A 14,509-nucleotide genomic window follows, 5' to 3' on the forward strand; every position below is an offset into this window, starting at 1 on the left:
TGTTGTGGAGAATGGAATGAAATTCCAGAAGCGTCTGCTGCGCGCCGAACCCAATTTCCAGATCCTGACCAAGCTGTGGCAGGTCAACTGGCTGTATGTCATCCTGATCTGCGCGCTGGCGGTGGTGGGGTATGTCGCGCTGTATTCCGCAGGCGGCGGCACGTCGCGCCCGTTTGCCGGGCCACAGTCCATCCGCTTCTGCTTTGGCGTGGTCATGATGCTGGGGATTGCACTGATGAGCCCGGCCATTCTGGTACGCATGGCATGGCCGCTCTATATTTTCTCGCTCATCCTGCTGGTGGCGGTACTGCGCATGGGGCATGTGGGCAAGGGGGCGGAGCGGTGGCTCATGCTGGGTGGCATGCAGGTCCAGCCGTCGGAACTGGCCAAGATCGCGCTGGTGCTGATGCTGGCGGCGTGGTTTCACAAGATCAGCTACCGCAGCATGGGCAACCCGCTGCTGCTGGTCCCGCCGGCGCTGATGGTGCTTGCCCCCGTGGCCCTTGTGCTCAAGGAGCCCAATCTGGGTACCGCCGTCATCATCGGCACGGTGGGGGCGAGCATGTTCTTTGGCGCGGGCATGCGGCTGTGGCAGATCGCGCTGCTCATCCTGCCGGTGCCCATGCTGGCCAAGGTCGCCTACAGCCACCTGCATGACTACCAGAAGGCGCGGGTCACCACATTCCTGCACCCCGAGAGTGACCCGCTGGGGGCGGGCTACAACATCATCCAGTCCAAGATCGCACTGGGGTCGGGTGGCATGTGGGGGCAGGGCTACCTGCATGGCACGCAGGGGCAGCTCAACTTCCTGCCTGAAAAGCAGACGGACTTCATCTTCACCATGATTGCCGAGGAATGGGGCTACGTGGGGGGGATTACCGTTATCGGCATGCTGCTGCTGCTGGTCTTTGGCGGCATGCTGATCGCCATGCGCAGCCGCAACCAGTTCGGCCGCCTGCTGGGACTGGGCATTTCGATGAACTTCTTCCTGTACTGCGCGGTCAACCTGTCCATGGTGATGGGGGCGATCCCGGTGGGGGGGGTGCCGCTGCCACTCATTTCCTATGGCGGGTCGGCCATGCTCATGGTCATGTTCGGCTTCGGGCTGCTCATGTCCGCATGGGTGCATCGCAACGCCACCTTCGGGGAGACGACACCGGGGGAGAAGGACTGATGGCGGCCATCCTGCCGCCAACGCCTGCGGTGCATCGTTCCTATCGGCTCAGCACCTACCATGTGCCCGGCCTGCCGGTTGTGCATATTGGCCACAGGCCGCACTGGCGGGGGATGGTGCCGCGGGGTGATATTGTCCTGCTCAGTGCCTGCAATCCCGGTGGCAGGCGGCGCGCCGATGGCTGGAACCGGCGCATGATGCGGCGGCTGGCCAGCGCTCTGGCCGGGCTGCCGCATGTATTGGGGGAAGGACGGCTGGGGCGGTGGTCCGAACCGCTTTATGCTGTCCGGGTGCCGCTGGCGCGCGGGCTCGTGCTGGCGCGGCGGTTCCGGCAGAACGCCGTGGTCGTGCTGCATGGCAACAGGCCCGCGCGGCTGGTGTATCTGGCCTGATTCTGAAAAAAACCGGATAACCGGAAAGACGTTTTTGGGTGTCGCCTTTTTTCAAAAAGGTGACGTATTCAGAAGCTTTTTGAAAAAAGCTTCACCAGAAACTTTTGTATGATTACAGGCCGTTTGCCGGGTAGCTTTTTGGAAACCTTAAAAAGAATGCCGCCTTTTTGAAAAAAGGCGGCACCCAGGACCTTCTATTGTTTTTTAAACGGTCTTCTAGCCTTCAATCTGGCTGAAATCCGCAATCAGCACCGTCATGCGGCGCAGTTCGGACAGCAGGCGCAGGCGGTTGGCGCGGACCGCCGGATCGGGGTCGTTGACCGTGACCTTCTCGAAAAAGCGGTCCAGTACGGGGCGCAGGCTGGCCACGTCCCGCATGGCATCGGCATAGCGTTCCTGCGCGGTGGCCTGTTCCACTTCGGGCGTGGTCTTTTCCAGTGCATCGGCCAGCGCCTTTTCCTCAGGCTGGGTGTACAGCGCGGGGTTGGGCGTGCCCTCATGCGGGCCGTCCTTGCGGTCCTCGATGCGCAGGATGTTGGCCGCGCGCTTGGTCGCCGCCAGCATGTTGCGCCCGTCATCGGTGGCCAGCATGTCGGCAATGGCCGTGGCACGCGCCAGCAGGCGCACGATGTCGGTATCGGTATTGCCCACCGATACGGCGGCCAGGATGTCATGGCGCGCGCCCTCGCCACGTAGCTGCACGCGCAGGCGCTCGGCAATGAATTCGGGCAGTACGTCCAGATCGGGCGCAAGGCGCAGGGCTTCGGGCAGGCCCTGTGCCGCGTCCCACAGCACTTTTGCCAGATCCAGCCGCAGCCCGTTTTCACGGATGATGCGGATCACGCCCAGCGCCGCACGCCGCAGGGCATACGGGTCGCCCGACCCGCCCGGCTTTTCACCCACCGCGAAGAAGGCGACCAGCATGTCGATCTTGTCAGCCAGCGCCACGGCAACCGATACCGGGGCCGTGGGCACGTCATCCTGCGGGCCGCGTGGCATGTAATGCGCGCCAATGGCATCGGCCACCGCGTCCGGCTCCCCGTCATGGCGGGCGTAATAGGCCCCCATGATGCCCTGAAGCTCGGGGAACTCGCCCACCATGCCGGTGGTCAGGTCGGCCTTGCACAGCAGGGCCGCGCGTTCCGCCTGCGCCACGTCAGCCCCGGTCATGCCCGCCAGCACGCCAGCAAGGCGGACAAGGCGCTGCACCCGTGCGCCCTGGCTGCCAAGGGATGCGTGGAAGACGATCCGGTCAAGCCCGGGCACGCGGTCTGCCAGCGTGCGGGCGCGGTCCAGGTCCCAGAAATGGCGGGCATCGGCAAAGCGGGCGCGCAGCACGCGCTCGTTGCCCGCAATGGTCAGCGCCCCGCCATCGCCGGGCAGCAGGTTGGCAACAAACGCAAAGCGGGGTGCGGCCGAGCCATCGGCATTGCGCAGCGCGAAGTAGCGCTGGTTCACGCGCATGGAAACCTGCATCACCTCGGGCGGCAGGGTCATGAATGCATCATCGATCTGGCCCAGGAAGGGAACCGGCCATTCGGTCAGCCCCGCCACCTCGTCAATCAGGCCGGGATCGGCCACCACGTTCAGCCCTTCCTCACGCGCAAGGCGGGCAACGCCTTCGGCAATGGTGGTGCGGCGGGCGGCCGCGTCAGGTTCCACCTGCCGGGCACGCAGGCCGTCCAGCCAGTCCTGCCGGCCGGTCACGGCAAAGGCGCCGGGCGCGGTAAAGCGGTGGCCTTCGGTCAGGTTGGCCGATTTCAGGCCGTGGCCGTTATCCTCGCCTTCCGCCAGCGTGAAATCGACCACGTTCCCATCAAGCAGGCATACGATGCGGCGCAGCGGGCGCACCCATGTAAAGGCGCTGCCCACACCCCAGCGCATGGATTTGGGCCAGGGGAAGCGGCGCAGCAGGCCGGGCAGGATATCGGCTATCTGTTTTGCCGCATCCACGGGCGGGATGGTGCGGTGCAGGACCCAGAAGCCGTTTTCCAGCACCAGCGCGTCACGCTCCACGCCATGCTTGCGCATGAAGCCTGCCAGCGCCTTTTCCGGGGCACTTTCCCGCGGGCCACGTTCATCCACCGTGCCGCCGGGCACCGTGGCATCCACCGTCAGTGCAAGCGCGATGCGGCGCGGGCCGGCATAGGCAGTGGCTTCACGCGGTTTGAGCGGGGCAAGCGCCTCGCAGAGCAGGCGTTCCAGGTCGGAGGCCGCGCGCGCCTGCATGCGGGCGGGAATTTCCTCGGAGAAGAGTTCGATCAGAAGTTCGGGCATGATCTCTTATTCCTCGCCCGCCAGCCACGTTTCGCAGCAGCGTTTTGCCAGTGCGCGCACGCGGCCGATATAGGAGGCGCGCTCGCTTACGCTGATCACGCCACGCGCGTCGAGCAGGTTGAACAGGTGGCTGGCCTTCAGGCACTGGTCATAGGCGGGCTGGGCCAGGCCCGCTTCGGCCAGGGCGATGGATTCGTGCTCGGCATCGATGAAGTGGCGGTGCAGCATCTCCACATCCGCGACTTCAAAATTGTGGCGGGAGTAGTCCTGTTCCGCGCGCAGGAACACATCGCCGTATTTCAGGCCCTGGTCGTTGAAGTCGAGGTCATAGACATTCTCGATCCCCTGCACGTACATCGCCAGCCGTTCCAGCCCGTAGGTCAGTTCGGTCGAGGGCATGACGGTGGGAATGCCGCCCACCTGCTGGAAGTAGGTGAACTGGGTTACTTCCATCCCGTCGCACCAGACTTCCCACCCCAGGCCCCAGGCGCCGATGGTGGGATTTTCCCAGTCATCTTCAACAAAGCGGATGTCGTGTTCCAGCGGGTCGATGCCAATGGCGCGGTAGCTGTCCAGCAGCAGTTTCTGGCTGTCTTCCGGCGTGGGCTTGAGCAGTACCTGATACTGGTAATAATGCTGCAGGCGGTTCGGGTTCTCGCCATAGCGGCCATCGGACGGGCGGCGGCAGGGCTGCACGTAGGCGGCCTTCCACGGCTTTTTGCCCAGCGCGCGCAGCGTGGTGTGCGGCGAGAGCGTGCCCGCCCCCACTTCCGTATCATAGGGCTGGAGAATGGCGCAGCCCTGGTCGGACCAGAACTGGTGCAGCTTGAGGATCAGGCCCTGGAACGATAGGGGGCGCGGGGATGTGGGTGATCGGGGCACGGGGGCCGGGTCCATGAACGGGATGCTCCGCTAAACGGGGTCAGGTATGCACCATCTGGCGCAAAATCGCGCGGCAGCATACCGTTATGCCGCCCCGACCGGAAGGGAGGGCGTGCCCATGGCCCAAATCCGCCCCGCATGGCGGGGGTGGGCCTTGCGCATTGCACTCTTACGGGCCACATCGGCAGGGGAGACGGTATCCCCAGCCCAAGGCAGGACAGACAGGATGAATGACCAGGAACGTGATCTGATCACACAGTTTTTTGCCCGTGTGGGTGGCACCACCACAGGCAGCGTGCCGCAGACGACATCTTCCCTTCCGCCGATCGACCCGCAGGCCGATCAGTATATCGGGCAGATGTTCCAGAAATATCCTGAAGCCCGCTACCGCATCACCCAGATGGCCGTGGTGCAGGAGGCGGCTCTGGCCGAGGCACAGAACCGGATTCGCCAGCTCCAGTGGCAGCTCCAGCAGGCGCAGCAGCAGCTCCAGCAGCAGCAGGCCGCCCCCCAGCAGCCCAGCGGCGGCGGCGGTTTCTTCAGCGGCATGTTCGGTGGTGGCCAGCGTGCGCAGGCGGCCCCGCCGCCGGGCTGGGGTGGGGCCGCCCCGTCTGCTCCGCCGCCGCAGCCGGTCTACCCGCAGGGCATGCAGCCGGGCATGTTCCCCGCGCGTGGTTCGGGCTTCCTTGGTTCCGCGCTGACCACGGCGGCCGGTGTGGCGGGTGGCATGATGGTGGGCAATGCGCTGACCGACCTGTTCAGCGGGCATCATGATGCTGCGGGCGGCGGCTTTGCCAGTGGCATGCCGCAGGCCGGGGGCGAGACCATCATCAACAACAACTACGGCGACAGCACCGCCGGGACCGGCGGCGCCGACCCGTTTGCGGGTGGCGGCACCAGCGCCGATTCCGGTTTTGATGCCGGCGGTGGCGATTCGGGCGGGTTTGACGGCGGCGGGTTTGACGCGGGCGACGACAACAGCTTCTGATCATCCGCACGGACGGCGCGGCAGGGGCATCCGTCACGGATGCCCCTTTTTTCATGAGGCGGGGAGATGGCGCAGCAGGAATTCGCACTGGATGCGTCGCAACCGGCTTCCACCGCACCGGAATGGCTGGATACGGGGGCCTGCGTGCTGCGGGGCCATGCGGCCGGTCATGCGGCGGAGATGATCGGGGGCATAAGGCGGATTGCGCGCGCCGCCCCGTTCCGCCGCATGCCCACACCCGGCGGCGGCATGATGTCGGTTGCCATGACATGCTGTGGGGCGGGCGGATGGTGTAGCGATGCGGATGGCTACCGTTACGTGGCGCATGACCCGAGCACGGGCCAGCCATGGCCGCCGCTGCCGGATATGTGGCGTGACCTTGCCACCCATGTGGCCGCGCGCGCGGGGTATGCGGGGTTCGTGCCCGATGTCTGCCTGATCAACGGCTACCGGCCCGGCGCGCGCATGGGCCTGCATCAGGACCGGGGCGAGCGGCTGGACGCGCCGGTGGTTTCGCTTTCCTTCGGGCTGCCCGCAATCTTCCAGTGGGGCGGCCTGCAACGGGGGGACCCGCTACGCCGCATTCCCCTGCTGCATGGGGATGTTGTGGTGTGGGGTGGCCCGTCGCGGCTGGTGTTCCACGGCATTGCCCCGCTGCGTGCGGGCCAGCACCCGGTTACGGGGCCGTGCCGCTATAACCTGACATTCCGGCGGGTGTGGTAGGGTACTGGCGTATCTGGACAGGGGGCAAGAGGTTCCGGGTGCCGCCTTTTTTCAAAAAGGCGGCGTCCCCTGAAGCTTTCTGGAACAAGCTTCACCCAAAACTTCTTTATGATCTGCCGGCGGTAGCCTCCCGGGCGCGCGCGGTAATGGCCGCCACATCCGGTGTGCCGGCGGGAACCAGCCACGATCCGCCCACACACAGTACGGAAGGCAGCGCCAGCCAGTCGGCCGCCGTCTCGGCCTTGATACCGCCGGTGGGGCAGAAGCGGGCCTGCCCGAACGGGGCGGACAGGGCCTTGAGCGCCGGGATGCCCCCTGCCGCAACGGCGGGGAAGAACTTGAAATGCGTCAGCCCCAGATCCAGCCCGCGCATGATGTCACTGGCATTGGCGGTGCCGGGCAGCAGCGGCACATCGGCGGCACGCGCGGCATGGGCCACGTTGGCGGTCAGGCCGGGGCTTACGATAAAGCGCGCACCGGCATCGACCGAGCGCTTCAGGTCATCGCCGTTCAGCACGGTGCCCGCCCCCACAACGGCGCCTTCCACCTTGGCCATTTCGGCAATCACGTCCAGCGCGCACGGCGTGCGCAGCGTGACTTCCAGCGCGCGCAGGCCACCGGCCACCAGGGCTTCCGCCACCGGGCGGGCATGGGCGGGGTCGTTGATGATCAGCACCGGGATGACCGGGGCAATCGTCATGATGTCTTCAATCTGGGCCATGGCTGGCTTCCTGTCCTGTATGGCTTTTCGGGCGGCGTGTGGCCGTGTTCATGCGCTTTCTTGTGCCGCCATATGGTCCATGGCGGCAAGGATGGCCGATGCCCCGCGCTCGGGTGTATCCACCCCCCCGCGCATGAGCGCGAACAGTTCCCGCCCGGTGCCGGACTGTGGCGCGGGGGGGCGGGCAGGGGTACGGTCGGCCAGCGTGGCCTGTGGCACCATCGCCTCGATCCGGCCGGTGCGGGCGCACACGCGCACCATATCCCCATCGCGCAGCAGCGAAAGCGGGCCACCCACATAGGCTTCGGGACCGATATGGATGGCGGCGGGCACCTTGCCTGACGCACCCGACATGCGGCCATCGGTCACCAGCGCCACCTTGTGCCCACGGTCCTGCAGCACCGCAAGGGTGGGGGTCAGCTTGTGCAGTTCCGGCATGCCATTGGCGGCAGGCCCCTGGAAGCGCACCACAACCACCACGTCGCGGTCCAGTTTCCCGTCCCGGAAGGCGTGCAGCACGTCTTCCTGATGGTCGAATACGGCGGCCGGGGCCTCGATGGTCCAGCGCTCGGGGGCGACGGAACTGGTCTTGTAGATGCCGCGCCCCAGATTGCCCTCCATCACCTTCATCCCGCCATCGGCGCGGAAGGGGTTGGCGGGCGCGCGCAGGATGGTCTCGTTGGTGGAGGGACCGGCTTCTTCCCATACCAGTGCGCCGTCCTGCAATGCGGGCTTCTTGCGGTATTCCGCAAAGCCGCCACGGGCGACGGACAGGATATCGGGATGCAGCAGCCCCGCATCAAGCAGCGAGCCGATCAGGCTGGGCATGCCGCCCACGGCATGGAAGGCGTTCACGTCTTCCGATCCGTTGGGATAGACGCGCGTTAGTTGCGGCACGATGGCGGAAAGCTGGTCCAGATCGTTCCAGTCGATCACAATGCCCGCCGCCCGCGCCATGGCGGGCAGGTGAATGGCAAGGTTGGTGGACCCGCCGGTGGCCAGCAGGCCGACCGCGGCATTCACGATGGCGCGCTCGTCCACGCACAGGCCCAGCGGGCGGTAATCGTCGCCGCGTGCGCCGATCTCGCTCAGGCGGTGGATGGCCGCACGGGTCAGTTCCTGCCGCAGCTGCGTATTGGGTGGCACGAAGGAAGAGCCGGGCAGGTGCAGCCCCATCACTTCCATCAGCATCTGGTTTGTGTTGGCCGTGCCGTAGAAGGTGCAGGTGCCTGCGGCATGATAGGATTCGGATTCCGCATCCATCAGCCTGTCCTTGCCCACCTTGCCTTCGGCATAGAGCTGGCGGATGCGCTGCTTCTCGCTGTTGGGCAGGCCCGAGGGCATGGGGCCGGAGGGAATGAGGATGGCAGGCAGATGGCCAAAGCGCAGCGCGCCGATCAGCAGGCCGGGCACGATCTTGTCGCATATGCCCAGCATGGCCACGCCTTCGTACATGCCATGGCTCAGCCCCACTGCCGTGGACAGCGCGATGACATCGCGGCTGAACAGCGAGATTTCCATGCCCGGCTGGCCCTGGGTCACGCCGTCGCACATGGCGGGCGTGCCCCCCGCCACCTGTGCTGTGCCCCCCACCTCACGCGCGAAGAGCTTGATCTGGTCGGGATAGCGGCCATAGGGCTGATGGGCGGAAAGCATGTCGTTATAGGACGTGATGATGCCCACATTCATGCCGGATGCCGCGCGCAGGCCCGCCTTGTCCCCATCCGATGCCGCGATGGCGTGGGCCAGGTTGCCGCAGGCCAGGCGGGGGCGGCTTATGCCGTTTTCACGCTCGCGGGCAATCAGGTCCAGGTAGGTACGGCGGCTACGGGCCGAACGGGTGATGACCCGTTCGGTCACGGCGGTCAGGACGGGGTGCAGGCTCATGAACACTCACAGACATTATATGCCCCGCCCCGCAGCGGGGTGGGGCCGCCATCCGTTTGCAAACGACAGCGGGTTTGAAAGCGGCCGGATGTGCGATTATCCTGTGACCGCAGGGCACCCGGTCATCTATTGTAAAAAATACATCCAGATCAAGACATAAAATTATAAAAAAAATATAAATAGTATAACATAATTATTATACCGAATATTCCCCTGCGTATGAACGCGCCAGATCCGCCCCGGTTTGCCTGCCACGGGGTGCCTGTTCCCCGGTCCTGTCCGGCAGGGGAATGGCAGGAAAGGGTGGCTGGCGTCTGTCATCATGCAGGAAGGGATGCGGCATGCCGAAGGTTCGCCGCAGGGCGTGCGAATATGCCAGTCGTGACCTGCGGGGGCCTGACGGTTCCCCGTCGCGGGGCGGGCATATGGGGGCGTGGCATGGGAAAGGACGGGAAATGGTGAGCCGGGTGGGATTCGAACCCACGACCATTCGATTAAAAGTCGAATGCTCTACCGACTGAGCTACCGGCTCACATCATCCGTATCAAGGGGCCGGCCTGTGGCCTGGCACCTTGGGCAGGTCTCTAAACATACGGGGCGGGAGTGTCAACCGGTGCGTGTCCCGGTGCGGGTGTCACGGGCGGTGTCCGCCCCGTGGGGCGGGCGGGCCGCCCGCATGCCGCCATGCCCGGCCGGATGGTGGCCCGCGGGCACCATCCGGCCGGCATGGGATCAGGCTTGCGCGTCGGCCGGGCGCATCTTGATGATGCGGTCGGGGTCCTGCACCATGCCGCTCTGGCCCGCGCCGCGCTTGATCTGGTCGATATGGTCCATGCCCTCGATCACCTGGCCCACGATGGTGTACTGGCCGTCAAGGTGCGGGGAGGGTTCGAACATGATGAAGAACTGGCTGTTCGCGCTGTCCGGGTTCATGGTCCGCGCCATGCCCACCGTGCCGCGTTCGAACTTCGCCTTGTTGGTGAACTCGGCCTTCAGGTCCGGCAGCTTGCTGCCCGACGTGCCGGTGCCCGTCGGGTCGCCGCCCTGCGCCATGAAGCCATGGATCACGCGGTGGAAGGGCGTGTTGTCATAAAAGCCTTCCGCCGCCAGCGTGCGGATGCGTTCGGCCGCCAGCGGCGCCAGATCGGGACGCAGGCGGATCACCACCCGTCCTGTCTTGAGATCGACATTGATCAGGTCGGACTTGTTTTCTGTAGCAGACATCGTGATCCGTTTCGTAAATTGGGGTGTGGGAGAGGCGGGCGCGCGTACGCCCCGCCCCGTCAGCCGCGCAGGCGCGCGAGGATGTGCCTGCGGGTAAAGGGGGGGACAAAACCGGAAATGTCCCCATCCAGCCGCGCGATCTCCTTCACCAGCCGGGAGGAGATGTACTGATGCCCCTCCCGCGCCATGAGGAAGAGCGCGTCAATGTCCGGTGCCATATGCTGGTTCATACCGAACATCTGGTTCTCATACTCGAAATCCGCAACCGCCCGCAGCCCGCGAATGATTGCATGCGCCCCATGCGTACGCGCCGCATGCACCACCAGCCCGGTAAACCCGACCACGGTAATGGGGGTGGCGCGGCCGATATTGAGCGGCTCGATATCGGTGCGCAGGCATAACAGCCGTTCCTCCAGCGGGAGGAGCGGGTGCTTCTCCCGGTTTTCGGCAACGCCGATCACCAGCCGGTCCACCAGCCCCGCCGCCCGTTCGATAATATCCATGTGCCCGCTGGTCACGGGGTCGAACGTGCCCGGATAGAACCCGGTGCGGGGGGCGGGGGTGTCAGTCATCATGGCCTGCATCGGTGGAGGGGGCTGCGCCGGTGGCGTCCGTGCCGCCCATGTCGCTGTCCTCGCCACCGTCCTCGCCGTCATCCATCACGGGGAAGACGCTGGTCACTTCCTCGGTGTCGTTCAGGCGGAACAGGGTGACGCCGCTGGCCTGGCGGGACATGATGCGCACCTGCCCGATGGGCAGGCGGATCAGGCGGCCCGCATCGGTCACCAGCATGACATCGGTGCCCTCCAGCACCGGCAGGGTCGCCACCACCGCGTTGCCGCGCTTGTTGGCGGAGAAGGTCATGTTGTTGATGCCCTGCCCGCCACGCCCGCTGACACGGTAGTCATAGGCCGAGGAACGGCGGCCGAAGCCCGCGTTGCTGACGATCAGCAGCACTTCTTCCGCCGCTTCCAGTTCGGCAAAGCGCTCGGGGGTGAGCGGCAGGTCATCGGCCGGGATTTCGGCGTCATCCCCCGCCGTTATCTCGTCCGTCTCCTCGTCTTCCTGCGCGGCTTCCGCCCGGCGGCGGGCATTGGCCATGCGCAGGTAGGCGGCGCGTTCCTCCACCGTGGCGTCAACATGGTTGAGCACGCACAGGCTGTTCACGCTGTCGCCTTCGGCCAGCCTGATGCCGCGCACGCCCGAACTGCCCCGGCCCGCGAAGACGCGCAGCGTGTCATCGGTGATCTGGAAGCGGATGCAGCGCGCATTGCGCGTGCCCAGGAACACGTCCTGCCCCTCGCGGCAGGTGGCGACGCCGATCAGGCGGTCATCGCCCTCCAGCTTCATGGCGATCAGGCCGGATGCGCGGATGTTGCGGAAATCACTCAGCCGGTTGCGCCGCACGCTGCCCGATGCCGTGGCAAAGACAAGGTGCAGGTTTTCCCACAGATCCTCATCCTGCGGCAGGGGCAGCACGGCGGTGATCGTGTCGCTGCCCAGGTCGGGCAGCAGGTTGACCAGCGCGCGGCCCTTGGCGGTGGGGCTGGCCTCGGGCAGGCGCCAGACCTTTTCCCGATACGCCTTGCCCCCGGACGAGAAGAACAGCACCCACTGGTGGGTATGCGCGTTGAACGAGCGGACGATGATGTCATCCCCCCGCCGCCCGGCCGCCGTGCGGCCGCGTCCACCACGGTTCTGGGCGCGGAACACGTCCAGCGGCGTGCGCTTGATGAAGCCCTCGCGCGTGATGGTGACCACCATCTGCCCCGGCTCGATCAGGCTTTCATCGGTCTGGTCGCCCGCGTAGTCGGCAATGTCGGTCGCGCGCGGGGTGGCCAGTTCGGCACGGATGGAAACCAGTTCGTTGCGCATGACCTCCATGCGGCGGGGGCGACTGGCGATGATCTCCAGCAGGTCGTTGATGCGCACCGCCACTTCGGAAAGTTCCTGCTGGATCTTGTCGCGCTCCAGCCCGGTCAGGCGCTGCAGGCGCAGTTCCAGTATGCCGCGTGCCTGTGCCTCGGTCAGGTGGACCTTGCCGTCCACGATGACATTGCCCTCGTCATGGATCAGTTCCAGCAGCGGCGCCACGTCGGCGGCATCCCACCCGCGCGCCATAAGTGCCGCACGCGCGGCGGCGGTGTCGGGTGCCGCGCGGATCAGGGCAATGACCGCATCGATATTGGCCACCGCAATGACCAGGCCAACCAGCAGGTGCGCCCGGTCACGCGCCTTGTTCAGGTCGAAGCGCGCGCGGCGCAGGATCACGTCCTCACGGAAGCGGATGAACGCTTCCAGCACGTCCTTCAGCCCCATCAGCCGTGGCTGCCCGCCATCAAGGGCCAGCATGTTCACGCCAAACGAGGTCTGGAGCTGGGTGAAGCGGTAGAGCTGGTTGAGCACCACCTCCGGCGTCGCCTCGCGCTTGATCTCGATGACGATGCGCATGCCCGAGCGGTCGCTTTCGTCACGGATGTCGGAAATGCCTTCCACCTGCTTGGTGCGCACCAGGTCGGCAATGCGTTCCTGCAGCGTGGCCTTGTTCACCTGGTAGGGGATCTCGGTCACGATGATCGCCCTGCGATCCTTGCGGATCTCCTCGATCTCGGCCTTCGCGCGGATGATGACCGAACCACGTCCCGTCTCGAACGCGCTGCGGATGCCCGCGCGCCCCAGGATGGTGCCGCCGGTCGGGAAGTCCGGGCCGGGCACGTAGTCCAGCAGGTCATCCAGCGTCATGTCCGGGCGTTCGATCATGGCCAGGGTGGCGTCGATGATCTCGCCGGGATTGTGCGGCGGGATGTTGGTCGCCATGCCCACCGCGATGCCGGATGCGCCATTGACCAGCAGGTTGGGGAAGGCGGCGGGCAGGATCTTGGGTTCCTGCTCGCTTTCATCGTAGTTGGGCTGGAAGTCGACCGTGTCGCGGTCAATGTCATCGAGCAGGAAGGACGCGGCCTTGGCCAGACGCGCTTCGGTATAACGCATGGCGGCGGGGGAATCGCCATCCACCGAGCCGAAATTGCCCTGCCCGTCGATCAGTTTCACCCGCATTGACCACGACTGCGCCATGCGGACCATGGCGTCATAGATCGAGGAATCGCCATGCGGATGGTATTTACCCATCACGTCACCCACCGCGCGGGCCGATTTGCGGTAGGGCTTGTCGTGGGTGAAGCCGCTTTCGCGCATGGAATACAGGATGCGGCGATGCACCGGCTTCAGCCCGTCGCGCACGTCCGGCAGGGCGCGGCTGACAATGACGGACATGGCATAGGCGAGGTAGGAGGAACGCATCTCCTCCTCGATCGTGACCGGCAGCATGTCGGACGGGGGCAGGGGATCGTCGGGTATCTCGGTCAAGGCAGTTCCGTCATGTCAGGGTTATCCTGCCCACGCGGCCGCGCTGGCGCATGGACGGGACGGAAGGCAGGCAGCGCGCGGGGGCATCATGTCACTGCCTGTACAATAGCATGGCTTGCCCCCCGGCGCGAAGTGCGGGCGCCGGGGAAGGCGGCGGGTCAGAACGGAATTTCGTCGTCCAGGTCGCTGCCGCCACCCGGCGCGTCCCAGCCACCGCCACCGCCACCGCCGCCGGTCGCCGGGCGCTCGCTGCGCTGGGGCTGCTGGCGTGCGGGCGCGCCGTATCCGCCACCACCGCCGCTGCCACCGCCATAGCCACCACCGTAACCGCCGCCGGCGTCATCGCCACCGGCGTCACCGCCCCGGTTGCTGTCCAGCAGCACCAGTTCGCCACGGAAGCGGTCGACCACCACCTCGGTCGTGTAACGGTCCTGTCCGCTCTGGTCAGTCCATTTGCGGGTCTGGAGCGAACCTTCCAGATAGACCTTGCGGCCCTTGCGCAGGAAGCGCTCGGCCACGTCGCCCAGACGTTCATTGAAGATGACAACCCGGTGCCATTCCGTCCGCTCGCGCCGCTCGCCCGATGCGCGGTCATTCCATGTGTCGCTTGTGGCCAATGTCAGCGAGACGATTTTCGCCCCGTTCTGGCTGTTGCGGATTTCGGGGTCCTTGCCCAGGTTGCCGACCAGAATGACCTTGTTGACGCTGCCCGCCATGTGCTGTCCTGCTGCAGTTCGAGTATGGGACCGGCAGAATGCGGGCCGGAAGCCCCTGCCGGGTGCCACGATGGCCGCCTGTGGGCTGCCGTGGCGAAATTAGATGTGGCGATCTTACCGGATTGGCCCCTGAAATGCATAGCCCTCAAAGGCAGTCTG

12 protein-coding genes and 1 tRNA gene are annotated in these 14,509 nt (G+C 65.8%); 4 read left to right on the top strand and 9 right to left on the bottom strand.

Annotated features, from left to right (window positions below):
- The first annotated feature begins 16 nt into the window (after nt 1-16).
- Together rodA and CFR78_RS06005 are read left to right on the top strand one after the other, a co-directional pair.
- Entirely contained in the window at nt 17-1,174 is a 1,158-nt protein-coding gene (rodA, locus tag CFR78_RS06000) for a rod shape-determining protein RodA (RefSeq protein WP_034928936.1), read from the top strand.
- Entirely contained in the window at nt 1,174-1,566 is a 393-nt protein-coding gene (locus CFR78_RS06005) for a DUF3293 domain-containing protein (protein ID WP_007398979.1), read from the top strand. Before rodA ends, CFR78_RS06005 begins: the two co-directional genes overlap by 1 nt.
- A 216-nt stretch (nt 1,567-1,782) precedes the next feature.
- On the opposite strand, the gene glyS is transcribed toward CFR78_RS06005, so the two are convergent.
- Nucleotides 1,783-3,843 (bottom strand): glycine--tRNA ligase subunit beta, encoded by a 2,061-nt coding sequence (gene glyS, locus CFR78_RS06010; protein WP_034928939.1) that lies wholly within the window; start codon nt 3,841-3,843, stop codon nt 1,783-1,785.
- A 6-nt stretch (nt 3,844-3,849) separates the two neighbouring features.
- Nucleotides 3,850-4,740, bottom strand: coding sequence for a glycine--tRNA ligase subunit alpha (locus tag CFR78_RS06015; protein ID WP_034928942.1), 891 nt, complete (start codon nt 4,738-4,740; stop codon nt 3,850-3,852).
- Between the two features lie 211 nt (nt 4,741-4,951).
- Here CFR78_RS06015 and CFR78_RS06020 point away from each other — a divergent pair, with 211 nt between their 5' ends.
- Together CFR78_RS06020 and alkB are read left to right on the top strand one after the other, a co-directional pair.
- A complete protein-coding gene (locus tag CFR78_RS06020; protein ID WP_034928944.1) occupies nt 4,952-5,713 on the top strand; it encodes a DUF2076 domain-containing protein in 762 nt (253 codons plus the stop codon).
- Nucleotides 5,714-5,779: 66 nt separating this feature from the next.
- Nucleotides 5,780-6,436 carry a DNA oxidative demethylase AlkB gene (gene alkB / locus CFR78_RS06025; protein WP_034928947.1) on the top strand — a complete coding sequence of 219 codons (657 nt, stop codon included), beginning with the start codon at nt 5,780-5,782 and terminating at the stop codon, nt 6,434-6,436.
- A 106-nt stretch (nt 6,437-6,542) separates the two neighbouring features.
- Here alkB and eda read toward each other — a convergent pair whose 3' ends face one another.
- The 7 genes from eda to ssb form a co-directional block, all read right to left on the bottom strand.
- Nucleotides 6,543-7,157, bottom strand: a complete 615-nt coding sequence (gene eda, locus CFR78_RS06035; RefSeq protein WP_034928950.1) for a bifunctional 4-hydroxy-2-oxoglutarate aldolase/2-dehydro-3-deoxy-phosphogluconate aldolase — start codon at nt 7,155-7,157, stop codon at nt 6,543-6,545.
- Between the two features lie 48 nt (nt 7,158-7,205).
- Complete coding sequence (gene edd, locus CFR78_RS06040) at nt 7,206-9,044, bottom strand: phosphogluconate dehydratase (protein ID WP_034928953.1); 1,839 nt, start codon at nt 9,042-9,044, stop codon at nt 7,206-7,208.
- 456 nt (nt 9,045-9,500) lie between these two features.
- Nucleotides 9,501-9,576 (bottom strand) — tRNA-Lys (locus tag CFR78_RS06045).
- Nucleotides 9,577-9,776: 200 nt separating this feature from the next.
- Nucleotides 9,777-10,268 (bottom strand): peptidylprolyl isomerase, encoded by a 492-nt coding sequence (locus tag CFR78_RS06050; RefSeq protein ID WP_007398989.1) that lies wholly within the window; start codon nt 10,266-10,268, stop codon nt 9,777-9,779.
- Between the two features lie 59 nt (nt 10,269-10,327).
- Nucleotides 10,328-10,843, bottom strand: coding sequence for a pantetheine-phosphate adenylyltransferase (gene coaD / locus CFR78_RS06055; RefSeq protein WP_172459700.1), 516 nt, complete (start codon nt 10,841-10,843; stop codon nt 10,328-10,330).
- Nucleotides 10,833-13,634, bottom strand: a complete 2,802-nt coding sequence (gene gyrA, locus CFR78_RS06060) for a DNA gyrase subunit A (protein WP_007398991.1) — start codon at nt 13,632-13,634, stop codon at nt 10,833-10,835. Before gyrA ends, coaD begins: the two co-directional genes overlap by 11 nt.
- Nucleotides 13,635-13,792: 158 nt before the next feature.
- On the bottom strand, nt 13,793-14,350 hold the full coding sequence (gene ssb, locus CFR78_RS06065; RefSeq protein WP_034928956.1) for a single-stranded DNA-binding protein: 558 nt from the start codon (nt 14,348-14,350) through the stop codon (nt 13,793-13,795).
- Nucleotides 14,351-14,509 lie beyond the last annotated feature (159 nt).

The organism is Komagataeibacter rhaeticus (genome assembly GCF_003207855.1).
Classification (GTDB): domain Bacteria; phylum Pseudomonadota; class Alphaproteobacteria; order Acetobacterales; family Acetobacteraceae; genus Komagataeibacter; species Komagataeibacter rhaeticus.